Genomic DNA, 23,941 nt, shown 5'->3' on the forward strand with positions numbered 1-23,941 from the left:
TATCTCAAGGACTTGCAAATTTGTTTCAAGCATCTGCCTTCAACGAGGAATATCAATGTATGAATCCTTAAATCCCAGAAAGTAAAGTACGCCATCTAAGCCGATGGTGTTGATGGATTGCTTAGCATTGGCAACAACTTTGGGCTTTGCATGAAAAGCGATTCCAAGGCCGGCAATTCCCAGCATGGGCAGGTCGTTGGCACCGTCGCCCACAGCAATAGTCTGCGCAATATCCACTTTTTCCACCTGAGCTATCAAACGCAGCAACTCCGCCTTACGCTTACCGTCAACTACATCACCGAGATAGCGACCGGTCAGTTTGCCATCCTCTATTTCCAGCTCATTGGCATACACATAGTCTATACCGTACTTCTTCTGGAGGTACTGCCCGAAGTAGGTAAACCCTCCCGAAAGAATAGCTATCTTGTAACCGTATTTCTTCAAAACATACATCAGGCGATCCACACCTTCCGTAATGGGAAGATTCTCTGCAATTTCCTGCATCACGGACTCATCCAATCCTTTCAACAAAGCCACTCGTTCGCGAAAGCTCTCAATGAAATCTATCTCACCACGCATGGCACGCTCAGTAATAGCCTTTACCTGGTCGCCCACACCTGCACGTATGGCCAATTCATCAATCACTTCCGTTTCAATCAGAGTAGAGTCCATATCGAAGCAAATGAGGCGACGCATCCGGCGGTACATATTGTCCAACTGGAAAGAGAAATCCATTTCCAGTTCGGTTGCCAGTTTCATCAACTGTTCTTGCATGGCAATGCGGTCTTTCGGAGTGCCCCGAACGGAAAATTCGATGCAGGCGCGTGTACGCGATTCACATTCGTCCAGCGGAATACGTCCTGTAAGGCGCTTGATGGCATCGATATTCATGCCTTGCTCTGCAAGAATACGGGTCACAGCAGATATTTGACGGGCAGACAACTTGCGCCCCAATAAAGTAAGAATATAGCGGTTCTTTCCCTGCATATTCACCCAATCCTCGTACTCTTTGGCAGTAATAGGGTAAAAACGGACAGTCACTCCCAGGGAGGAAGCCTTGAAAAGCAGTTCCTTCATAATGAACCCCGAATGTTGTTCTTCCGTCTTGCATAAAATGCCCAATGAAAGAGTATTATGAATGTCTGCTTGACCAATATCAAGAATAGTAGCATCATATTTGGCCAGAATTTCCGTCACGGAAGCTGTCAGTCCCGGACGGTCTTCACCCGTAATACGTATCAGGATGAGTTCAGTGTTCAATGGTTGCATAAATCATCTTTTTGATAGAATAATAGGCTACAAAAGTAAGGAAAATTCCCGCTATTTATGCTAAATAACATAAAAATATGACTCTAAAAAGTGAGAAAAATGCTTGTTTATTTGGAAGTTTGTTTAAGAATTACTTACCTTTGCAGCCGATTTCAGAATTAAAAGCTTTGAATATCAATGGGTTTCTACTCATTTCAAGCTCTGAGAAGACGATGTTCCGGGAAGAAATCACTGTTGAAGGACAGTCCCGGATAGTATTAACCAAAACCGTGCCGCATGAAATATGCAAAATGGATTTTTGTTGTATTACTAATAAGTTCCTTGACTTCTTTTGTAGAAAAAGACAAACCTACCGGAGGTTTGAATGTGGGTGACATGGCCCCGGATTTCAAAATCCAATCCATGTCAGCAGAGCAATCCCAAACCGACCTTTCCGATTTGAAAGGAAAGTATGTGTTGCTCAGCTTTTGGGCAAGTTACGACGCGCAGTCCCGGATGCAGAACGCAAGTTTGAGCAATGCGCTTCGCTCTACTGCCCGCAACAATGTGAAGATGGTTTCAGTTTCATTCGATGAGTATCAGTCAATCTTTGAAGAAACCATCCGTAAGGACCAAATAGTTACGCCCACTTGTTTCGTGGAAACTAAAGGCGAATATTCCGGCCTCTTTAAAAAGTATCGCTTGGGCCGCGGATTCACTAACTATTTACTGGATGATAATGGTGTAATTATTGCCAAAAACATCTCTGCTGCAGAACTTTCCGCTTACTTGAATTAAGCTTGCTGATGCCCGGTGCATACAACAGCAACTTAAAGAACCAGTAAGACGAAAGTGAGGGTGTTCCCTGGAAACCGGCGTCTCTTTCCGGCAAAAAAGGGAACAAAACAAAAGAGGAAAATGAATACAACAAAAAGCCCCTCCCACACTTGTAGAACGCAAGAGTGGGAGGGGTTTCTTATTTTAATGGACTTCCGGAGACAAGCATCCTAAACCTCTACTTTAGTACGCCAAACCTCAACTTGAGCAGGCTGAAGTAGAGGTTTAGAATGCTTATTTCGGCGCTTTCCTATATAAATAGAATGCAATGAAGGCATACATTATATTCGGTATCCACACAGCTATGACTGGAGGCATGTTGCCGTTTACGGCAAATGTAGAAGCAATGGTCTGAAACAGAATATAAGAGAAACTCAATGCCAAGCCGATACCCAAATGCAATCCCATTCCGCCTTTCGTTTTCTTGGAAGACAAAGACACTCCTATCAACGTCAGGATAAAGGAGGCGAACGACATGGCAATGCGTTTGTGATACTCTATCTCAAATTCCTTAATATTGGCAAAGCCGCGTTGCCGCTGCCTGCTGATGTACTCGCTCAATTGAGGGCTGGTCAGCATCTCCTGCTGATTCTTCATAATCAGAAAGTCGGCAGGCTCCATGAACAGAGTGGTATCTATGCGACCTCCTTTTATGATACTCTCCTTCATGCCATCCATCTGACGAATCATATAATCCTTGATTTTCCACTTATGCACGGCCGTCGTGTCGTAGGTAATGGAACGGGCTGTAAGGTGGGAAACCAGTTGCTTGTCATTGAACTTGTCCAAAGAAAAACGATAACCGGTCTTGCTGTAGTCTTCAAAACGTTCGATATAGGCAATTACTCCCGAATCCACTTCCAGCTGGATGTTCCGTGCCGTATTCGCCTTACGAGGTTTGTAGTACTTGTCCTCAAAATTAATACGTGTCACACTACCTTTGGGGATGACATAAGATCCGAGGCAGAACGTCACTACCGCAATGATTGCCGCAGACACCATGTAAGGACGCAGCATACGCTTGAAACTCATTCCCGTAGAGAACATGGCGATGATTTCCGAGTTCTCTGCCAGTTTGGAAGTAAAGAAGATTACAGCGATAAACACAAACAGCGGACTGAACAGATTGGCAAAGTAGGGGATGAAGTTCAGATAATAATCAAAGACAATCGCATTCCACGGCGCTTCATGAGACATGAAGCGGTCCATCTTCTCGTTGAAGTCGAACACCACTGCAATGGAGATAATCAATGCAATGGCAAAGACATACGTACCTAAGAACTTCTTAATGATGTACCAGTCCAGCCGCTTCAAGAATTTACCTCTCGGCAGCTTTATATTCTTCCATATCCTCCAGTCCATTTTTCTCATAATCTTGTCGATACGCGTTTCACCATCATCGGTTTCCAAGTTGCAAAGTCGCCTGCAATGATATGCTTACGTGCTTCGCCCGCCAGCCACAAGTAGAAAGCCAAGTTGTGGATAGATGCTATCTGCATGGCAAGCAGCTCCTGTGCGTGGAACAGATGGCGCAAGTATGCCTTGCTGTACATGGTATCCACGTAAGAGGCGCCATCCGCTTCAATGGGAGAGAAATCCATTTCCCATTTTTTGTTGCGCATGTTCATGATGCCGTCCTTGGTAAACAGCATGCCATTGCGTCCGTTTCGGGTAGGCATCACGCAATCGAACATATCGACACCGCGTTCAATGCCTTCCAGGATATTTACCGGAGTCCCGACTCCCATCAGATAGCGAGGCTTGTCTTTGGGAAGAATCCCGTTCACCAACTCAATCATCTCGTACATCTTGTCTACAGGCTCGCCCACAGCCAGACCACCAATGGCATTACCGTCAGCACCTTTAGAGGCAACAAACTCTGCTGACTGCTCGCGGAGGTCGCGATAGACACACCCCTGCACAATGGGAAATAAGGATTGCTGATAACCGTACTTCGGTTCTGTTTCGTTGAAACGCTTGATACAGCGGTCCAGCCAGCGATGTGTCAATCCCAGTGATTTTTTGGCATATTCGTAGTCCGAATCCCCCGGAGGACATTCATCAAAGGCCATCATGATGTCTGCACCGATAGTCCGTTCTATATCCATCACCTTCTCCGGTGTAAAGATATGCTTGCTACCATCGATGTGTGAACGGAATTCCGCACCTTCTTCGCGCAACTTGCGGATACCGGACAACGAAAATACCTGGAAGCCGCCACTATCTGTCAGCATAGGACGGTCAAAGCCGTTGAACTTATGCAGTCCACCGGCTTTCTCTATCACTTCCAGTCCCGGACGCAGATAAAGATGATAGGTATTACCCAATATTATCTGCGCCTTTATGTCCTCTTTCAATTCGGGCAGATGCACGCCTTTCACTGTTCCCACTGTACCTACCGGCATAAAGATAGGTGTCTCAATCTGCCCGTGGTCAGTAGTAATCAGTCCGGCACGTGCATTGGTCTTGCTGTCTGTATATTGTAACTCGAATGTCATTCTTCTTTCTTTTCAGTCTTTTCTTTCTTTACGGACAAGTCGATGGCATCGGCTACTTTTTCATCAGTCAGCGCAATGGCAAACACCTCCTTAATATCTTTCACATAGTGGAAAGTCAGTCCTTTCAGATATATATCCTGTATCTCTTCTATATTCTTGCGGTTCTCATCGCTCAAGATAATCTCCTTGATACCGGCACGCTTGGCAGCCAGTATCTTCTCCTTGATGCCTCCTACCGGAAGTACCTTACCGCGAAGTGTTATCTCTCCCGTCATAGCAAGATTAGCCTTCACCTTTTTCTGGGTGAGGGCAGAAGCGAGGGAGGTAGCCATCGTGATACCGGCAGACGGACCGTCTTTCGGAATGGCGCCTTCGGGCACATGGACATGGATGTTCCAGTTATCAAAAATCTCTTCGTCAAGATTCAGCAGGGAGGCATGCGCCTTGATGTATTCCAATGCCAGCATGGCCGACTCTTTCATTACATCACCCAAATTGCCGGTCAATGTCAAACGTCCGCCCTTGCCACGGCTCAGGCTGGTTTCCACGAAAAGTATTTCACCACCTACGGCAGTCCACGCCAGACCGGTCACTACTCCTGCGTACTCATTACCCTGATACTTGTCCCGGGTATATTCGGGTGCCCCCAGAAATTCATACAAGTCTCCCGGTTTTATTTCGGTCTTCGCAAAATAACCGTCCGTAGCATATTGGCGTGCAGATTTACGGAGTATCTTTCCGATTTTCTTTTCCAGTTCGCGCACACCGCTCTCACGAGTATAATTCTCTATAATGGCTTCCAGCGTGTTCTTCGGAATCTTGATATCATTCTTTTTCATACCGTTTGCCTCCAATTCCTTCGGAACCAGATGGCGGCGAGCAATTTCAATCTTTTCTTCCGTGATATAGCCGCTTACCTCAATCAGCTCCATACGGTCCAACAACGGTCCGGGGATGGTATTCAGATTATTGGCAGTAGCGATGAACATCACTTTAGACAAATCATAGTCCACATCCAGAAAGTTATCATGGAATGTAGTATTCTGTTCCGGGTCGAGCACTTCGAGGAGGGCAGAGGAGGGGTCTCCTTGGCGGTCGGCACTCACCTTATCTATTTCATCCAGAATAAATACCGGATTGGAGGAACCTGCCTTTATCAGATTCTTGATAATCCGTCCCGGCATGGCACCGATATATGTCTTGCGGTGACCGCGAATCTCGGCTTCATCATGCACGCCACCCAGCGACATACGGATATACTTACGCTTCAAGGCAGCCGCAATGGAACGTCCCAAAGAGGTTTTTCCCACACCCGGAGGGCCATACAGACAGATGATGGGGGATTTCATATCGCCCTTCAGCTTCAATACGGCAAGATGTTCCAAAATACGTTCTTTCACCTTCTCCAAACCATAATGGTCTTTGTTCAATGTCTTTTCTGCATTGACAAGGCTCAGATTATCCGTCGTATAAATGCCCCACGGCAAACTAAGCATCGTCTGCAGATAGTTCAGCTGCACGCTATAGTCGGGAGACTGGGGATGGGTGCGTTCCAACTTATCCACCTCTTTTAGGAACGTAGCCTTCACCTCATCATTCCATTTGATGGTCTCCGCCTTCTTACGCATTTCCTCTATTTCCTGCTCTTGACCGCCGCCACCCAGCTCATCCTGAATGGTTTTAATCTGCTGCTGCAGGAAATACTCACGCTGCTGCTGGTCTATATCCTCGCGTGCACGCATCTGGATAGATTCTTTGATTTCGGCAAGCTGCACTTCACGATTCAGAATTTCGAGCAGGCGGTAAGTACGCGCCCGCAAAGAGTCGATACGGAGCAGTTCTATCTTTTCGTCTTTCTTGAGTGGCAGGTTCGTACAGATAAAGTCTACCAAAAACATTGGATTGGTAATGTTCTTGATGGCAAATGCCGAATCCTGCGGAAACATATCGGATGACTTGATGTAGCGTACTGTCAAGTCTTTACACGCCTCTACCAATGCATGGAATTCCTTGTCATTCTTCTCCGGAAGTTCTTCATTCAGCGTAACTATCCGTCCCTTCAGATAAGGAGTCGTATCCGTAATCTCCTTCAGTTCCATACGTTTGGAGCCTTGCAGAATGACGGTAGTTGTCTGGTCTGGCATTTCAAGCACACGTACTATCTTGGCAACTGTACCGATGGTATGTAAATCCTCAAGCAGAGGTGTCTCTGTTTCAGCCACCTTTTGGCATACAACAGCTATATAAGAATTTTTCTTTTCTGCTTCACGCACCAATTTGAGGGAAGATTTCCTTCCTACAGATACCGGCATAAACACCCCAGGGAACAATACCATATTTCGAAGAGGCAATATCGGTAAAACCTCTTCTACCTCAATGTCCATCAATTGTTCCTCATTCCCCTCAAAATCAGCAATTACAGAGAAAGCGTTTCCGCTTCTATCTTCGACATCACTCAGGTAATTTCTTTTCTTCATTTCTTTCTTTTTAGTTTATGTCATATTGGCAGGCCAATAAAGCGCTTGCAAAGTTAAGCTATTTCTTCATAAATAGACATTCTCATCCTTTAAAAAGACAAAAACAGTGCCAATTTTATGACAAATATGCAGGTTTTGATTATTTTTGAACCCAATTAAAGAAGATAAACATGCCGAAATCATCTTTTAAGTTTAAACAATTTACCATATTTCATGATAAATGCGCCATGAAGGTCGGCACAGATGGTGTACTACTTGGGGCATGGGCCCCGGCAGACAAAGCGAAGCGTATACTGGACGTTGGAACCGGTACCGGATTAATAGCCTTACAGTTAGCGCAAAGGAATCCGCATGCCCGGATTACTGCAATCGAAATAGATGCAGCTGCAGCCGGACAAGCCACAGAAAATGTATCTCACTCTCCATGGGCCGGTAGAGTAGAGGTCATATGTCATGATTTCCGAGATTATCAGCCGGAAAACAGATTTGACCTCATCATTTCCAATCCTCCCTATTTTATAGATGCGTTGAAATGTCCTGACGAACAAAGGTGCACAGCACGGCATGCGGGCAATTTGAATTACGATTTACTATTTCGTCGTTCGGCATCTTTGCTTGAAGAGCAAGGAGTCGTAAGCATCATTATTCCAGCGGAAGCTGAAAAAACGGTTGTGGATACAGCTTGGAACCATAAGTTGTTTCCATTGCATCGTGTGCAAGTCTTCACCAAACCCGGAAAACCGTGCAGACGGGTATTGCTGAACTTTGGTTTTGAAGCAAAAGAGTGTAGAGAAGAGAAACTTTGTATTGAGATGAATCACAATGAGTTTACCCCTGAATATGTAGCTTTAACGAAAGATTTCTATCTGAAAATGTAATTTTAATTGCATAAAACTTGCCTAAATATTTGGTTGGTATCAGAATTGTTTTTACCTTTGCACTCGCTTTTCAGAAGTAAAGCATTCGGGGTGTAGCGCAGTCCGGTTAGCGCACCTGCTTTGGGAGCAGGGGGTCGTGGGTTCGAATCCCGCTACCCCGACTTAAATGAATAAGTTGTTGATTTTCAACAACTTATTTTTGTATATGGAAGCGTCCAACAAAAATAACTGTCTATTTAACTGTCTATTGAGTTAGTAAATCATCACCCTTAATTCAAAAAAACAGCAAAAATGGCAAGAAAGAAATCTGTATTTATCCTGCCCAAGCTAAAGGATTGTGGCGGAGATCTAACAAAAAAATGGTATGTGGAATATTCCTTGAGGGATCCACAAACCGGGGAGATGAAGCGGTTTCGGCATTATGAGGGCTTTGCGGAACTGGCAACGGAAAGTGCCAGGCGTGCCCATGCCGAGAAAGTGATATCTACAATCAAAAACAAGCTCAACAGTGGGGAGGATCCGTTCGCTGAAAACCATGTTACCTATCAAGACGAGCTTATGTATCAGGCCATGGTCAACAGATGGGGCAATAACAGCAAGGGTGCCGTCAGCATCAGAGTGCACATTTCAGAATTCCTCCAACTGAAAAAAGCCGAACTTGCGCATTCCTCCTATCAGACTTACTGTTCCAAACTGAGGATCTTCTGTGAATGGGTGGAAGCGGGGTGCTTGGCAAACAAGAACGTGCGTGTAATATCAGAAGAACATATACACAATTTTTTTTATCACATAGTCGGAACTGGACATATCAGTCGCAGGACAGTATTGAAATACAAGCAGTTATTGCATACTTTTTTCGATTACTTACTACACAAAAAGCTTGTTGTAGCTAATCCGGTCACCAATATACCTAATCTTGGCGAGAAAAGAGATGAAGCGGCAAGCCCAATTCCAGACAAGATCCGAAATATATTGATTGGCTATATGAGAGAGCACGACCCGCAACTCCTGCTATTATGTCAGCTTGAATACTATTGTGCAATCCGCCCGAAAGAATGCTTGTATCTGCAGATACGTGACATCAATCTGGAGACAGCATCCATTACCATCCGTCAGGATATCAGTAAGAACGGACTGACAGAAACAGTCAATATGCCAAGGCAGCTTTATGAAGTTCTTGATGACCTGCTGAAGATAGGCAACTATCCGGAAGACTGGTATCTTTTCTCTCGAGACGGCCAGCCAGGAAAACACAGACTTGGGAAAAATACCTTCAGATATAGATTTGACAGAATCAGGGATAAACTGGGATTAAGCAAAAGATACAAACTTTACAGCTTCAAACATACCGGTGGAGTAAAACTGGTCAATGCAGGAGTTAATACATGGGAAATACAAAAGCACTTCAGGCATAAATCAATTACTACTACAGAGAGATACTTGCAAAAAAGATTCGGGGTAAAAAGCTCCCTGATACAAGAGGATTTTCCCGATATGTAGATAATAAATAATGTAGGAGGCTAATATTGGTCTCCTACGCTCCTACAGTCCTACATATTATCTTCCATATGCTCCTTCAACCTATATAACCGGTCAATAGCCGGGTTATAGAATGCATCCGGATAATGCTGCTTTATATCGCAGATATTCGCATTAACATACATGGAGGTATCAAAAATATGTTCTGCCTCACTTAATGTCACCTCTTTGGGTAATAGTGCGTTCTCAGCCCATTTCATTAAGGCATTCACGCTTTCTTCGTCATAATTGTATGCCATATTTTTTTGTTGCAAAGATAAATCATAGCAGAGAGAAGCCAAAGAAAAAAGGTCGCTTATTGGACTGCTTTACCTATCAAAACCTTACGATGTAAGAATGATGGATGCCTATTACCTAATCCCACCAAGAAAACAACTTGTAAGTTCTGATTTTATTATATAGATACCACGCCTTATATCTTCTCAATTCCTCTTTATGAATAATTTCAATATCATAATCATCTGTCGGGAAATTAAATAGGCAGAACCTTGATGCATTTTTAGTGTTAATGTATAGATTCCTACAAGCTATTATATGCGGACTTTCTACCATTTCATACATACCGTCATCTCTACGCATAGTCTTCATTCCTGAAAATTCCAACTGCAAATTATCTTTTTCGAGCACAATATCCAATAGGCCAATGCAAAGTTGCAAGTCTCTTGCCACTATAGGCATTTTATCCGAACGCGTACACTTTTTAAAGTATTCATACATTTCTATTATTTTCTTGCGCTCTATTTCCAATAAAAACGTATAATCCCAATCAAAATCCTTTTCTAAAAGCCTGCACCACGAATTAATCTTTGCACGTTTATAGTTGGACTCAGACCTATTTCTTCTCTGTTTCATATCTAATACTATTATTATTTGTTCTTACTTTCAGATAATCATATCTGAGCTTATATCAACTTAGATATAAAAGAAAGTAGGCACTGGAATACTTTTAACTAATCATTTCTTGTATAAAAAGCCCCGACGGAAGCCGGGGCCACTTATCAAATGAATGATAAGTAAAACTACTACAGCAACAAAGGTATGTTTTTTCTACCACATAAACAAATTATAACTCACCCCACCACCGACATAAAAACCACCCGGATAGCCATATCCTACCTGCAACCCTAATCCCCAACGCTTCTTCTTCGACTTGATGGGAACCGGATGATAGACGTCATTCGTCACTGTCTGATACACAGTTCTTGGGAATATCTGTAAACTATCCAGCCGAGGGTCTACATATCCGCTCACCACAGCCCGATACGAGCTGTCTGAATACACTACTTGTCGGCGATGAAGCAGCGTATCACCTATCCGTGTCGTATCATCCGGCACGAAACGCCAGAATACTGCCATCGGTGCAGAGATAAGCATCGTATCTACCTTGACAACCGTCTTTATCTTCGTCTCTACACGAACTTCAGCCGGAGGCTGCTCATGCGGACGGAACCAAACCACGATACAAGCAATTGCCAGCAGTACAATTAATATCCACGGTAACTTTTTCATTCCTCGAATCTCAAATCATTAATCCGATTCATCCAACCTCTCTTAAATTTATTGTTCGCCGGACGTTTTTTGCATATATCCTCGATGAAATCGAACCGTGCAATCTTGATCTGGTCGAACAACTCACGCGGGTTCCTGGCATTCACCGCAGCAAGTGTCTTAGGACCTACTATTCCATCCACAGTAACACCAAGCAAACGTTGAGGAATCTTTATTCCGTGTGCACCGGATGCCCACACCCAATCGACAAGGATATTAGCAACTGATTGCGATTTAATATCGTCAGCTTTCCATCTGTCCCAATAATGCGGCTTGAGCACCCGTTTAACGACATCCTCACGGGTAAGCAGATGCAGGTCATCTACGTCTATATCACCGTCGCCGTCCTTGTCATAGCCGCATGACTTCCACGTACCGATAGTCACACCCATATTTGTAGCACCTCCAAGGTCTGCCGGGTCATTCACGAAACCGCCTTCCCATTTTAGGATAAACGGTGCAAGTTGATTCACATTCGCCATTTCAATTTTCCTCCTTATTCAATTAATACCCATTTTGCGGTTCTCTATCACCGCACTTCTTTCTCTCACACCGTTTCAGTGCCAGTTCCAGTTTCAAGTCAGAATTAGTTTCCTTCAGTGTAAACAGCTCATCCTGTGCCTTACGGAGCCGGTCAGTCTGCTCCACAAACCGCTGTTCCTTCTCCGAAAGCTGCTTCTGCAGAAACTCGTTGTACTCCCGTAATGCCTTGAACTCCTCTACATCAGCATGTGCGTCCTCAATACGCGCATTGGTTTTGCGCGACATCCACCACTTAATAAGCTGCTTGATGCCCTCGATGCCACCGAGTGCGGTCACCAGCATAACCCAATCATTCATACCCATTTTATTACTTTATTTATAACCATCAAATTGTCAGACAACCACAAAAGTAAGTAAGCCTATGTCAAACATGCTGCCAATTCGGGATTTTCCACTGACACAGAATGTCAATGCAAAGATAGATATGGATGTAGCCTTCAAAAAGGACATTATTTTTTTGACATTCTCCGCAAATGGTCATCCAATGTTTTAGGATTGCATTTAAGCTTACGACAGATAGCAGCCTTCGAATAACCATATTCGAGCATAGTTCTAATGAGAGGTTCCTTTCCTGTAAGCTTGTAATGCGAATTCTTTCCACCCTTATGCCGCCCTAATTTCTGTCCTTCGGCAACACGTCTGGCAAGGCCTTCTTTGGTCCGTTGCGAAATCAAATCACGTTCAATCTGAGCTGACAGACCAAAAGCGAAGGCAAGTATCTGAGACTGTATATTGTTACCCAACTCATACTTCTCCTTTACAGTCAGAACAGTGATTTTTTTTTGCATGAGAGTGTTTAGAATGCTCATCACTTCCATCAGACGACGCCCAAGACGACTAATTTCAGAGCAAATAAGGGTATCACCCTTTTTAAGTTTTTTCAGCAAAGCGCCAAGCTTCCGTTCTTTTGCAGACTTGGTACCGGATATGGTTTCCGACACCCATCTGTCTATTTGCAGCTCTCTTACCTTACAAAACTTCTCTATCTCGAAACGCTGGTTTTCTACTGTTTGCTTATCTGTCGAAACACGAATGTATGCGTAAATCATTTTTGTCGTGAAGATAACTTTAATCATTAGCCTTACCAAAACAGAATTCAATCGCCCCTTAAATGTAAGAATATGGCAGATAAGCAAGATATAGCAATGAATCAGTTTCAAATGGTGACGGATGCACCGTATATATATGTAGAACTGGCAGATGGCTCCCAGGGGAAAATAAAGAAGAGTGATTTGCTTTCCTCTGTTCTAAGTGGAAATTTAAACTATCCGAATGGAGATATTAATGAATTAAAAAACAATGGGATATATTATGTCGGTAGTAACCCTACTGCTAAAGTTGTAGGGATAACGTTTCTGGGAGTATTTGCCGCACCGCCATCAGTTATGCAAATAGGATATGATAGCAATTATGAAGAAGACTCTGCTGCTATTGCTTTGAAAGTACGATTTGTATTGAGGGGGAATGATGCTTCTTATTCTACCTGGTCTAAATGGAGGTCAATTTCACTTACCTAATTTGGTGGTATAATTTGCCTCTTTCATTTCTTATCCAATCTTCTGCCCCTTAAATGTAAGGAAGATATGGCAGAGAAGCAGGATATAGCAATGAACCAGTTTCCGGTAGTCACAAGTATGAAGTATGTGTATGGGAAAAAACAGATAGTGGGCAAGCTAAGATGGAGCTTCCCTCATTAAGTACATTACTGTCTATTAAGGGAATTGGAATCACATCTTTAAACGATTTGAATGAAGCATACAAGGTTTTAAATGAAGGTTTAAGTGTTGTTTATATAGGAAAGACAGAAAATTCACCGATAGAATATGGTGTTTGTATTCATGTGCAGCGTTCATCTAAAGGAGATGCCAGTGGTAGCCAATTTATCTTTCAGATGGTAAGCGGAAGGCTCACGTATATCAGAGAAGGCTATAGCAGTGGGGATGCCATCCTTTATACTAATTGGAGGCAAATATAAATTACCTATAATAAAGCAATTTATTCATTCTACTTTTTCTGCCTTATCTTCTGCCCCTTAAATGTACAGAAGTATGGCAGAGAAGCAGGATATTAGAGAAAATGCGATGGCTGGTGGCACTCCGGCACGACTGCGTGGGTTGGCGGCAAATGGTAATAGCATATCACCAACATTGGCAGAAGTAGTAAGTGCGATGCCAGAGGCTACACATTCTTCCAAAGGAATAATGAGTGCAGATCAAGCATTTTACTTGAGAGAAACGACTATTATTGGTGGAGTAGCAGGAGGATTTTCTAATCGGTATAAACTAATTGGTATTCTGAATTATGATGCGTATGCCCCTTTTCGTGTAAATATTAGTATGGGAAGTTATGCGTCCACTGATAGATATTTAATCGATGCTACACTGACGTATTATAATAGCGCCATGTATGTTTCAGGAGTTTGTCATAATCGGATTGGCTATGTAATTAAAGACAATAAGGCATACGTCTATTTAAAAGAGTATGCAGGCAATTCTTATATAGGTTATGTGATAGGGTCGGAAATACATGAGTTCACGAGTTATGAATCCGAACCCTCCAATATCGTGTATGTTCCATAATATTACATAATTCAATACAAAAAAACAGTTGATGTATTCTCATTAATCTTCTTGCCCCTTAAATGTACAGAAGTATGGCAGAGAAACAAGATATAGCAATGAATGCATTTAAGCTGCTGACGGATGCAGCGTACCTATACGGAGAGGCAACAGACAGTAGCCAAGGGAAGATTGAAAAGGATGTTTTTATTAATATTGTAAAAAGATATATCACCTCTATTAGAAGTAAAGGTGGCATACCAGACTCAGATTTAAATAACATATACAAAAACGAAGACCCTGGAATATCCATATATGATATTGTTACGGGGATTCTAAATTCTCCTGCGACCTATTCATTCTGTATTAATATACAGAGGTCAGATAAAGGCGTTGTTACTGCTTCCCAAAGAATTATTCAAATTGTTCCAGGAGACAATTCGATTAATTTGCGAACGGGGAAAGGTGATGGAAAAAAGATTGTTTATTCATCGTGGAGGCAAATATAAATTACTTATAATAGAGCAATTTATTCATTCTACTTTTTCTGCCTTATCTTCTGCCCCTTAAACGTACAAGGTATGGCAGAAGATATTAAAGAGAATGCAATGGCTGGGGGTACTCCGGCACGATTACGTGGACTGGCGGCAAACGGCAACAGTATATCACCGACATTGGAAGAGGTGGCAAGCGCAATGCCAGTAGCAACTATGGAAGAGAAAGGGATGGCAAGCGCTGGACAAGGAAGAGTCGAATATAGTATTGTAGGGGAAGGCAGTGTAGATATTCCTCTTCCTTATTATGGAATATTTCTATTTGTCAGCGAGGAACTTAATGGCTCCAGTCTCCTATTCCATTTAGCTTATTATAAAAAAGATTTTAAAGCCGTTATTGATTCGTCCAACATCGTAGGGAATTTATTTAATATAGAGCAACTAAAAGACGGCAGTAAAACCATAAGAGTTACAAATTTAAGAAGTAGTGTTCAAAGATTTTCCATAAATAGATTATAGCCAACCAGCATTATGTTTCTCTGCCGAATCCTTTGCCCCTTAAATATGCAATATTATGGCAGAACAAGATATTAGAGAGAATGCGATGAGTGGTGGAACGCCAGCACGGTTGCGTGGGTTGGCGGCGAATGGTAACAGTATTAGTCCGACAATTCAAGAGGTAATGAATGCAATGGAAATATACATCTTTAACCTTACGCTGGCAGCAGGTGAAGAAAAAGACCTTGGTGACTTGGGGTACGGTATGTATTTGCTTGCATCCCCCAACAATGCAGCAACTGCTATATTTGCTTTTGGTTCCTATTCAAAAGGTTTTGTGTCAGATGCAGGTTCAAATTTTTACTGTGATTATACAGATGGGACTAAAGGTGTTGTTTTCGGTCGAAAAACGACAAATGGTAGCTTTTTTATCAAAAACAACAGAAGCACTGAAACATCCATCGTTTTAAAAAGGATTGGTACCTTCTGATAGTGGTTCTGCAAGCCATGTGGATTTTCTTCTGGTTATGCCCGTTCCGGCCATATCGGTCAGAACGGGTAATAAATACTATTATCAGATTAGGTAAGAGTTATTGACTTCCATTCGGTCCACTTGTCCCAATTTCCCGTATTATATACTTGTGAACGAGTATATAACTCCCCAGTTCGTGAATTTATTAGAATTTGGGAAGCCATATCTGTTTCCATGTAATGCAACAATAACCCAGTTACTCTTTCTGGCGAATTCAACGCATTAGCAGAATAATATATTCCATTTTCCGAAATAGTATTAAGGTCTTTATCTTCTCTCAGAAGTCCTTTATATGCAAAAACTCTTGTGAATAAATCACTCTTCTTAATCTTCCCCTGGCTGCCATTCGCTGTTTCTCCATAGATGTATTCTACATCCGTCACCACTTGGAACTGGTTCATCGCTATATCTTGCTTCTCTGCCATAATCTATTACATTTAATGGGCATAATTTCCGGATGGAAATATTACCCGATTTAACATTTTAATAATTAACTCGTTTTGTAAATTATAAATCAAATTTTTCCGTAATATTTGAAGAACTCAAAAGGAGTTCTCACATCAAGATAACCGTCTACCTCTTCGTTGGCTTCTGCCTCCATCTCGAATGCTGAATTTCCGTAAGCCTTATCACCTACATTCACCCAGCACCGGTTACGGCATAAGTGATACATGTAGGATATTGCGTACTCCAATCCATACTGAAGGTAGAACCACAACGGGCAAAGTAGATATACCCATAAGTTGAATCCGGTAAACAGCAGGATTACCGTCAGTAGCACAGCCGAAGCAATCATACATTCTTCCCATTGGCGCACATGAATCGCCTCATGGTTAAGTGTACTCCGCTTCATCTCCTCCTTGCTTTTCTTGGTGAAGACGAAGCATCCCAATGTGATGGTGTTGTAGCCCTGCCACAGCAGCCATTTTGCAATTTTGCTTTCATAAAACACTTTCATAACACTGATATTTTAAGTTTTCGATTCCGCTTTTCCTGATATTAGAACCCATTTCACCTCATCCTTTACTCCATCAGAGTATGTCGCTACGGCCTTGAATTGAGCAATGGAAAGCGACGGAACAATGATTTTAGAATAGTATTCTCCGTCTATGATAAAGCTACCTCCACCTGCGACTTTTATGGATGCAGGTCCAGTGAGACGGGTATAGACACCTCCATTATACAGCATGCACTCTCCACCTTCATATTCTGCCGCATTCGGCAGGTATATTGTTTCCTCTAGCGTTGGAAGTGAGAATATCCGGGATATTTCAAAGTTCAACCCGGTGTCGAAATCTAGGTAGTATTCATTCACGTCGGATTTCGGCTCCAGAAGTTTCAGCTTTCGGAAGATTGAGGCGTCCTGGAACACATTACCTTTGGCATCCCATCGGATATTGCCTCCGGCCAGGAATCCAATGCCACCATTCTCCCCGTCAATCTGGCACATGGCTTTACCGGTTTTATCCCTTGCCAGCACATTCTGCACCACCAAATCATCCACATAGATTTCATCGGCACGTATCTTTCTTATTAAAGCCATATCCATAGCCACAAACATATACTGCTGTGCCGCCTCCCAATTAGCATCACCGTCTATCGAGGTAGGTGCGACAGTGACCGACGTACCGTAAGCCCGTACCCGAAACGGAATGGTACGATTGTTGAATGTGGCCAGTACGATGTCATGGTAATCTTCATTCCAGACATATGTGTTGCCTTTGGCGAAAAAACCTCTCGGACGCGGCTCGCTGGCGTCTCGTCCGCTTGCTCCGTCATAGCTGACACCCACTGATATCTCCGCAATGAAACTGTCATTCCATGCCGAAGCGTCCGCCTGGCTCTGATAACAGCGAACCGAGAAAGTGGAATACCCAGCCGAAGCGTTGACCGTAATCTCGGAAGCCCTCGAAGGCCCTGCGATGGCGCTCCATATCCCGTTGCTGTAGCCTCTCGCTGCCAGATATCCGTCCGGATAAGTCAATGTGGCGCTGCCGAGCGTCCGCTTAGCATAGACGCGGAAAGCTGAAGGCACCAAAGACCCGGCACTGCTCACCCGTATATTGCTGCATGTACTGATGAGATAGACCATGCCGCCATCCTGGGTAAGCTGCTCCCATTCGTCGGTGTTTACTTCTTCCGTAATGATATAGCCGTAACTCTTTCCACCGTTCTGGGTCTGAGTGATTCGCCTCCCGTCATGAGTTGTCTGAGTCCATAGAGGTGGATTCGAAGTATCAACCTTGGAGAGCCAGGAGCGACTCCCCATCGTACAGATGGTGAGCTTTTTATATGGAGTATTAGCGGTTCTCCACTCACCGCCAGCCTTGACTGATTCGCCGTCACCGCCCGGTTTTCCAGGATTACCGTCGGTACCGTCCACAACCATAGGAATAGTTTCCCGGTCCACGACCTGCCCACCCACGTAGAACACGAACTGCAGCTGCGTCGTGAAGTTCTTCGGGGAAATGGCCGTGCCGTTCTGTATTTCGACCTCCGAACCACCGTCCTTACTGTATTTCAGCACACCATCCGTCGTAACAGCTGTACTGCCACCGACCGACTTGGTACGTGTACATGACACCCCGGCTACACTATAAGTGCCGTCCTTCCGCTTGCTTACCGATGAGACGGAAGGCACCAGCCTATAAAGTATCGCATCACTGCCCGGATTACCGGCACGCACCCCGGTAATGGTGAACACCAGCTCACGGCTTATATCCGTATCTTGCACGGTAGCCGTAACGGTTATCCTAACCTCTGAACGTGCAGGCATTGAAATGCCGGAAGCCACGGTAAACGCTATCACACCCGTATTGACATTGTAGCTCTCCGTGACACCTGCCGGGGTCACGCATGAGATAGACTTGAGCTGTAGTTTTTGCGTGCCATACCACATGCCGACGGTCGTTTTGAGCACGGACTGCGCAACGGTTTTCCCCTCATATGTCAAGGCAATGCTTTCCATCTCATTGTCGAAATCGGCTACAATGGCCGACTCGCCGTCAAAGCCCCATTTGGCCCAGATGGCTGCCGGTGAAAACGCACTCCATACACCGTCCTTCTTCGTGCGGCAACAAGCCCACTCGTATGGCAGGCTCTCGCTCACCCCAATCGGATCATCATGCCAGCCGGACGGCACATAGTCATCTACCTGCGAGGTGGCTGGTGTAGGAGGCGTCACATTCTCTGTCGTATGCTTGAATATCCACTCATAGCCTTTTCCATCCTTACCATCCTGGCCGTTCTCCACCAGCAGCTCATACTCAGCGGTATTAAGGTCCCCGGTAATGGTATAACCGTAGGACTTGCCGCCGTTCTGCGTCTGCAGGATGCGGCGCCCCTCATTGGTCGTCTGAGTCCACATCGGAGGATTGTCGGTACCATCAGGAGCGATGCAGAAGAACACACGTCCGGCCATCTTGGTAATACCCATGTAAGGTATATGCTTTCCGGTCTGCCAGTTACCGCAATTGGTAATGCTTGTACCGTCTGCACCCTTGCTGCCAGTCACACAGATGGCGTTCGTTGTAGTGGTAGTGCCATCAGTAAAGACTATCCTTGTCCGAGTCCAGATATACCATCCGTTTTTCCATGCCGGAGAGGTAGTCTGCCACTTGCCTCCGGTTGTGGTGGCCGATGAAGAGGATAGGTAGTATTCTTCGGTAATGGACTTGATGCCCTTGCCGTCAGCTCCCTGCCCACCACTGATACAAGCCGCTTGGGTGTACTTGACTTCGCCATCAGAATAGACAATCTTCGTCCGCGACCAGATATACTTGCCGGCTTCCCATTCAGGAGAGGTAGTCTGCCAACCGTCCACCGGGGCAATGACATTCGACACCGATATCGCGTATTCCACATCGGTAGACTTGATGCCCTTGCCGCTTTCTCCCTTTGCCGCGTATTTCAGCCAGTCGGCATTACCGTCTGCCGGTTCTGTAGACGTGCCTTTCTCGTTTACACATATCCAGGAGCTGCCGTTATGCGTCACCTCATCGTAATAGGCATACTTCTCACCCTTCTGCCACGTCCCTTTGAACAATGGCACCCGGAAAGCCTCGCCGGTGATGTCATCCACCTGGAATATCTTGCCGGACATGATGACGTGGCGAAAAACAGCCGAATAATTGTCTGCAGGAATGCCATGCACGGTACGACCTTTCTTCTTGCCAATCCAAGACATCTCTTGTGCCGGTTCGACATCCCAGGTGTTGGCGTGGTCGAAGAAAGTAATACAGTTGTTGCCGTTAACCGTATCAATCAGGATGTACGTCTGCCTATCCTCATCTGTAAAGTTACCCGTCTGGGCGAGTACCATCGCATCCCCCGGCTTCCAGTCAGTACCTGGCTTCGGCGTCATGACGAATGTCTTGGCTGTATAGTCTGCGGAAGTCACCCGGAACTTCATCTCCTCGAAACCCTGCAGCTTGCCTTCGGCGTTCTTGGTGACGAAGTAAGTAGTAAGTATATCATCGACAAACTGGCTCAGCCCGTCGGCATCGGTCAGGTCAGGAGTTATGGTGTAGCTGCCGTCACCGTTGTCGCTCCATTCCTTAACCGTACATCCACCTCCGGGAGAGGCGCACATTCTGCCTTTGAAATAGGTCACACGGTTATAGGCAATCTCCGGAACAAACAGACGTTTGCGGAAAATGCCCTCTTCCATTTCAAGGATGCCATTCTTGTCGATGCACCCTCCGGAAATGCCGGTGAGGAACTCGCCGAACTTGACCCAATCTCCGAAGGTTATGGGGAAGGGAGTGCCGTCAGCTCGGTCTTTGTGAAGGAACATATCCTCCATTCCATCAACAGAACCAGCTTTGTCCGCATAACCAGCTTTTATCTTTTGGCCATTTACCAGCAGATAACCTTCAATATATGAAAGCAATTCAAGCAAATCATAGTTACGGTGTTTATGGCCGACACCGCCGCCAGAACCAAAGATGCGAGATAAAAAGTCTGCGAGGTAATACCCAATTGCAGCTACATTAGTAGTTGACCATTCCTCTGAATATGGATTTTGTATGGGAAATAAGGCCCCCTCGGAAAGTGGTAAGCGGGAAAATTCAGCAAGCCGAGGGGGCACCGTAAAAGAACCGACTTCGGGAACAGTGATGTTAAGAATATCTGCCGGAAGATCAGTTCTGGGAAGATTTAGTAGAGGACGGGCATCCGCATACTTAAATGTGAATGTATAATTACTCGGTATGTCACGATCCGTAAAGCTGACATTGCTTTCCATTACGACTATCTGCCGCAAATAATTACCTGCATACAGATATTTTTTCTGGGATGGAAAAAAGTCAAGCAACCATTTGCGTTCATTATCATTTAAGTATCCGGTATTCTTTTGAAATTTCCTTTCGGTATCCACACGATACTCTTGGAAACATTCATCAGTTTCCGCTATATTATGAGTGTGCTCCCCATTAAGAGTAGTAACACCGTAAGCCCGAAAGGTATCTATACCGCCCAGAGAATTCTCGAACAGTACCCATTGTTCCTGCTCGGAGCGCATATCCTCAGCATAGTAACGCTGTATATATGTAAGACGCTGGCCGGAGGTGTTCTCGACCCATACATCATAATATGCAGGTAATTTATGCCCCAGCCACCCCGCAACGACAGAGTATTGTAGAGGCATGGTATAAGCTATACCTGGCATCAATTCTGTAACAGTATAATCAGTCTGAGATTTAACAGTTCCAGACTCATCAGTAAAGTATGCGCGGAGTTTGACTGTACCGGCAACCACAGCATAGTAGGTCAGGAACTCCGGAGAATAATAAGTGACCGGCTTTACATTCGGCTGCCAGGTGAGGAAATTCTGTGTCAGGAAATTGGTGGCGGAGTCAGTCAAGCGGTCCACTCCAGAGCGGATAACGCGAAAGGTGATTTCAGTGGAGTCGATGACTGCTGTGAAATCGGCAACCAGGTTGGTTTGCTGATATACCTCTCCGATGTCTTTCAAGCTGTATGACAGAAACGAGTGTACAATTTCATGTATATCTATCTCCATCACTCCGTTTTCATCAGGAGCATATACCTGAGACACCAGTTCTTTGTCGCCGGCCTTCAGAGTGAATGTCGTCTGCCGGGAAGAGCCGATGATGAAATTCTTCAGGTTCATCGAGAGCGACAGCATGTCGGGCTGTTGGATGATATTCATTTTACATTCTGTTTTTGGTGCGAATTTATGTGGATTGATTGCATGCAGAAAGGACAACGCATCATCAACCGCCTTAATCTGTAATCAATTGGGGAGTCATGTAAACGGACACTCTTCTATAACAGATTTCACCTTCTCCCCGGCGTGGATAATACATATAGCTGTAGTAGTCCGTCCGCTTGTGGTACTGTCCGCCTGCGGCATACTGTTTCTCGGTGGGCGGTGCAAGATAAACGATGGTCATGTCCACCAACGCGCCCGCCTCGAAGCCTGCTGCTGTCCATTCGTCTTCCGTCATTTCGGATAGCGTACAGTTTACCTTCCACTTGTAGGCAGGCATCTTCATCCGTTCGCTCTCGTCCATGGCCATGGTTACGGGCTCCTGGAGCTGCGTAGTGAGCAACGTTGTATCCATTGGCATATTGTTGCCTCCGAGAGTGTACTTTAGCACGTCGATGAGGTATTCCGAACCGCCCAGTGCCACTTTCCGGTAGACGGGGAGGGCTTGCTTCATTGTGTTCGTCATCAGTAGCGGAACTGTTACCTTGTGCAGGGCATTGCGCAGCAAGGTGTCGAAGTCTCGCCAGAATTTTTCATAGATACCGATAGGGCCATTGTACAGAAGGGAGTAGCCACGCGCGGCATCGTGGTTTGCCCCGACGGGCAGTCCGGTACTGTCATTCAAGGCGAAAGCCAGCATGGGATTCTGGTCATGGGAGGTTTCGGTCAGGTAGGGATCGCTTGTCGTTTCCTCACTTTCCTCACTTTTCGTACTTTCGTCTGCTACCCGGATAGTACTGTTGAGCATCCTTCCTTCTCCGATATAGGGGGCAGTTACGGAATTCCCGTATTCTCTTCCGTTGATAGTGCCCTGCACGAAAAACATTAGGCTGTCGAAACAGAACTGACTGTCGGGCACCTCCACTTCATAGTCATCCAGTCCTTCTTCTCCGGCATAGAACGGCAGGTTTCCGTCGGACACTACCCTGATGACGCCCTCCCTGCCATAACCCATCCTTACGTATCTGCCGGATGCCATGTCATAGTAGGCCGTGGGGTATTTGCGCTCCAGCTCGGTGGTGCTGTCAAGAGTGCTTCCATTGCTGAGGGAGCTCTTTGACGATAGCTTCAGCTGACGGGCTGTCTCGTAATTGATTTCCGGTTGTCCGGCCAGACAAGACGTCAAGTCTGTCGGGTTGCGTGCGGCTATCATGTCTTTGAAAAACTCTATGCGGACAGTCTTGGCCACTTCGTCTGGAACAAACTCGCAACAGAACTTCTTGCGAAAGACTTCGAGCAGGGTGGAGCATAGGCAGTCGGGCACCAGGTGGGCCAGCAGGATGGTACCGTTCACCAGCGCATCGGCAGTATTGTTGATGAACACCATGCTTTTGAAAGGCTCGGTCTCGGTGAAAAAATTCGGTTGCAAGGTATAGCCGAAATAGGAGAAGATACGTTCCAGTAGGTAGGTGGCACGGATGAAGGGCGTAATGTAGTAACCGGGATCAAGTGTGATTATACGGCTGTCCACCTTCTCTGTACGGGCATATGAGTTGTATAAGCCTTGTTTCCTTGTGACTCTGGGACGGACCTGCATCGGCCTTCCATTCTCGTCCATTACGCAGGTGACGTTCACTCCGCGTTTTTCCCCGTCCAGCTCGATGATGACGGGGAAGAGGGTGAAATGCGGATTGGTGTTGTCGAGCAACGAACGGCACCAGTTGATACCCTGCTCTACGGTTTCTACTCCGGGTACGGTCTCGCTGCCGAAAACGGCCGGTACGGCAACTTTCTCGATGCGCGAAAGGAAACTGCCCTCGTTCATGTAGAATGTCGTCGTTATCTTCTCTTTCCGCTTGGCACCGAGTATGGCTTGCCGGGCGGTCACACAGTAGTCACCGTCTCGGATGCTGCATGTGATGTCTGTCTGCGGCTTTTTACGGTTGGCCACCATATCGGGGTAACCGGTCAGTTCCCGGTTCAGGTCTGTATCCGGGAGATCCACCGGAAGTGACTGCTCACCATAATCATTGAAGAACAGATTCGGACGTTCGATTTCAATTTGCGTGTCAGGTGCCAGTTGATAGGCTTTTCCTGAAGAATGTACTATTTTCATGAT

General features: G+C 45.2%; 23 protein-coding genes and 1 tRNA gene. 10 read left to right on the forward strand and 14 right to left on the reverse strand.

Features of this window, described 5'->3' with window-relative positions:
* Positions 1 to 39: 39 nt before the first annotated feature.
* On the reverse strand, positions 40 to 1,269 hold the full coding sequence (gene serB / locus ITJ87_RS13495; protein ID WP_117599649.1) for a phosphoserine phosphatase SerB: 1,230 nt from the start codon (positions 1,267 to 1,269) through the stop codon (positions 40 to 42).
* A gap of 276 nt (positions 1,270 to 1,545) precedes the next feature.
* Between serB and ITJ87_RS13500 the strand changes: the two genes are divergently transcribed.
* On the forward strand, positions 1,546 to 2,046 hold the full coding sequence (locus ITJ87_RS13500; protein ID WP_117964585.1) for a thioredoxin-like domain-containing protein: 501 nt from the start codon (positions 1,546 to 1,548) through the stop codon (positions 2,044 to 2,046).
* A 273-nt stretch (positions 2,047 to 2,319) separates the two neighbouring features.
* Here ITJ87_RS13500 and ITJ87_RS13505 read toward each other — a convergent pair whose 3' ends face one another.
* From ITJ87_RS13505 to lon, 3 genes are read right to left on the reverse strand one after another with little or no spacing between them, the layout of a single operon-like run.
* Complete coding sequence (locus ITJ87_RS13505) at positions 2,320 to 3,456, reverse strand: LptF/LptG family permease (RefSeq protein ID WP_117964622.1); 1,137 nt, start codon at positions 3,454 to 3,456, stop codon at positions 2,320 to 2,322.
* On the reverse strand, positions 3,453 to 4,583 hold the full coding sequence (gene tgt / locus ITJ87_RS13510; RefSeq protein WP_005825470.1) for a tRNA guanosine(34) transglycosylase Tgt: 1,131 nt from the start codon (positions 4,581 to 4,583) through the stop codon (positions 3,453 to 3,455). The genes ITJ87_RS13505 and tgt overlap by 4 nt, the downstream gene beginning before the upstream one ends.
* The gene (gene lon / locus ITJ87_RS13515; protein ID WP_117964584.1) at positions 4,580 to 7,060 is read right to left on the reverse strand and encodes an endopeptidase La; all 2,481 of its coding nucleotides are present in this window, start codon (positions 7,058 to 7,060) and stop codon (positions 4,580 to 4,582) included. Before lon ends, tgt begins: the two co-directional genes overlap by 4 nt.
* 170 nt (positions 7,061 to 7,230) lie before the next feature.
* Here lon and ITJ87_RS13520 point away from each other — a divergent pair, with 170 nt between their 5' ends.
* From ITJ87_RS13520 to ITJ87_RS13530, 3 genes are all read left to right on the forward strand, one after another.
* Positions 7,231 to 7,938, forward strand: a complete 708-nt coding sequence (locus ITJ87_RS13520; protein WP_117964583.1) for a tRNA1(Val) (adenine(37)-N6)-methyltransferase — start codon at positions 7,231 to 7,233, stop codon at positions 7,936 to 7,938.
* Between the two features lie 86 nt (positions 7,939 to 8,024).
* A tRNA-Pro gene (locus ITJ87_RS13525) sits at positions 8,025 to 8,099 on the forward strand.
* A 130-nt stretch (positions 8,100 to 8,229) separates the two neighbouring features.
* Positions 8,230 to 9,438: a site-specific integrase gene (locus ITJ87_RS13530; protein WP_119992640.1), complete on the forward strand. Its 1,209-nt coding sequence runs from the start codon at positions 8,230 to 8,232 to the stop codon at positions 9,436 to 9,438.
* A 50-nt stretch (positions 9,439 to 9,488) separates the two neighbouring features.
* On the opposite strand, the gene ITJ87_RS13535 is transcribed toward ITJ87_RS13530, so the two are convergent.
* The 6 genes from ITJ87_RS13535 to ITJ87_RS13560 form a co-directional block, all read right to left on the reverse strand.
* Positions 9,489 to 9,716 (reverse strand): hypothetical protein, encoded by a 228-nt coding sequence (locus ITJ87_RS13535; RefSeq protein ID WP_119993390.1) that lies wholly within the window; start codon positions 9,714 to 9,716, stop codon positions 9,489 to 9,491.
* Positions 9,717 to 9,831: 115 nt separating this feature from the next.
* Positions 9,832 to 10,329, reverse strand: a complete 498-nt coding sequence (locus ITJ87_RS13540; protein ID WP_061411836.1) for a hypothetical protein — start codon at positions 10,327 to 10,329, stop codon at positions 9,832 to 9,834.
* A gap of 195 nt (positions 10,330 to 10,524) precedes the next feature.
* Positions 10,525 to 10,986, reverse strand: a complete 462-nt coding sequence (locus ITJ87_RS13545; protein ID WP_119962310.1) for a DUF6808 domain-containing protein — start codon at positions 10,984 to 10,986, stop codon at positions 10,525 to 10,527.
* On the reverse strand, positions 10,983 to 11,507 hold the full coding sequence (locus ITJ87_RS13550; protein ID WP_119962309.1) for a glycoside hydrolase family 108 protein: 525 nt from the start codon (positions 11,505 to 11,507) through the stop codon (positions 10,983 to 10,985). Before ITJ87_RS13550 ends, ITJ87_RS13545 begins: the two co-directional genes overlap by 4 nt.
* A 22-nt stretch (positions 11,508 to 11,529) precedes the next feature.
* A complete protein-coding gene (locus ITJ87_RS13555; protein WP_119958097.1) occupies positions 11,530 to 11,871 on the reverse strand; it encodes a hypothetical protein in 342 nt (113 codons plus the stop codon).
* 146 nt (positions 11,872 to 12,017) lie between these two features.
* Positions 12,018 to 12,617: a master DNA invertase Mpi family serine-type recombinase gene (locus tag ITJ87_RS13560; RefSeq protein ID WP_196096331.1), complete on the reverse strand. Its 600-nt coding sequence runs from the start codon at positions 12,615 to 12,617 to the stop codon at positions 12,018 to 12,020.
* A 72-nt stretch (positions 12,618 to 12,689) separates the two neighbouring features.
* Between ITJ87_RS13560 and ITJ87_RS13565 the strand changes: the two genes are divergently transcribed.
* The 6 genes from ITJ87_RS13565 (at position 12,690) to ITJ87_RS13590 (ending at position 15,608) form a co-directional block, all read left to right on the forward strand.
* The gene (locus ITJ87_RS13565; RefSeq protein WP_196096332.1) at positions 12,690 to 13,085 is read left to right on the forward strand and encodes a hypothetical protein; all 396 of its coding nucleotides are present in this window, start codon (positions 12,690 to 12,692) and stop codon (positions 13,083 to 13,085) included.
* A 161-nt stretch (positions 13,086 to 13,246) separates the two neighbouring features.
* Positions 13,247 to 13,543, forward strand: a complete 297-nt coding sequence (locus ITJ87_RS13570; RefSeq protein WP_196096249.1) for a hypothetical protein — start codon at positions 13,247 to 13,249, stop codon at positions 13,541 to 13,543.
* Between the two features lie 73 nt (positions 13,544 to 13,616).
* A complete protein-coding gene (locus ITJ87_RS13575) occupies positions 13,617 to 14,147 on the forward strand; it encodes a hypothetical protein (RefSeq protein ID WP_117600618.1) in 531 nt (176 codons plus the stop codon).
* 74 nt (positions 14,148 to 14,221) lie between these two features.
* A complete protein-coding gene (locus ITJ87_RS13580) occupies positions 14,222 to 14,635 on the forward strand; it encodes a hypothetical protein (RefSeq protein WP_196096251.1) in 414 nt (137 codons plus the stop codon).
* 72 nt (positions 14,636 to 14,707) lie between these two features.
* Positions 14,708 to 15,139 (forward strand): hypothetical protein, encoded by a 432-nt coding sequence (locus tag ITJ87_RS13585; RefSeq protein WP_196096333.1) that lies wholly within the window; start codon positions 14,708 to 14,710, stop codon positions 15,137 to 15,139.
* 55 nt (positions 15,140 to 15,194) lie between these two features.
* Positions 15,195 to 15,608: a hypothetical protein gene (locus ITJ87_RS13590; protein ID WP_196096253.1), complete on the forward strand. Its 414-nt coding sequence runs from the start codon at positions 15,195 to 15,197 to the stop codon at positions 15,606 to 15,608.
* Positions 15,609 to 15,697: 89 nt separating this feature from the next.
* Here ITJ87_RS13590 and ITJ87_RS13595 read toward each other — a convergent pair whose 3' ends face one another.
* The 4 genes from ITJ87_RS13595 to ITJ87_RS13615 form a co-directional block, all read right to left on the reverse strand.
* Complete coding sequence (locus ITJ87_RS13595; RefSeq protein ID WP_117984029.1) at positions 15,698 to 16,075, reverse strand: pyocin knob domain-containing protein; 378 nt, start codon at positions 16,073 to 16,075, stop codon at positions 15,698 to 15,700.
* 89 nt (positions 16,076 to 16,164) lie between these two features.
* Positions 16,165 to 16,608, reverse strand: coding sequence for a hypothetical protein (locus tag ITJ87_RS13600; protein WP_196096255.1), 444 nt, complete (start codon positions 16,606 to 16,608; stop codon positions 16,165 to 16,167).
* A gap of 12 nt (positions 16,609 to 16,620) precedes the next feature.
* Positions 16,621 to 21,822 carry a hypothetical protein gene (locus ITJ87_RS18790; protein ID WP_230391779.1) on the reverse strand — a complete coding sequence of 1,734 codons (5,202 nt, stop codon included), beginning with the start codon at positions 21,820 to 21,822 and terminating at the stop codon, positions 16,621 to 16,623.
* 73 nt (positions 21,823 to 21,895) lie between these two features.
* A complete protein-coding gene (locus ITJ87_RS13615) occupies positions 21,896 to 23,938 on the reverse strand; it encodes a hypothetical protein (protein ID WP_196096257.1) in 2,043 nt (680 codons plus the stop codon).
* Between the last annotated feature and the right edge of the window lie 3 nt (positions 23,939 to 23,941).

The organism is Bacteroides sp. HF-162 (assembly GCF_015679285.1).
Taxonomy (GTDB): Bacteria; Bacteroidota; Bacteroidia; order Bacteroidales; family Bacteroidaceae; genus Bacteroides; species Bacteroides uniformis.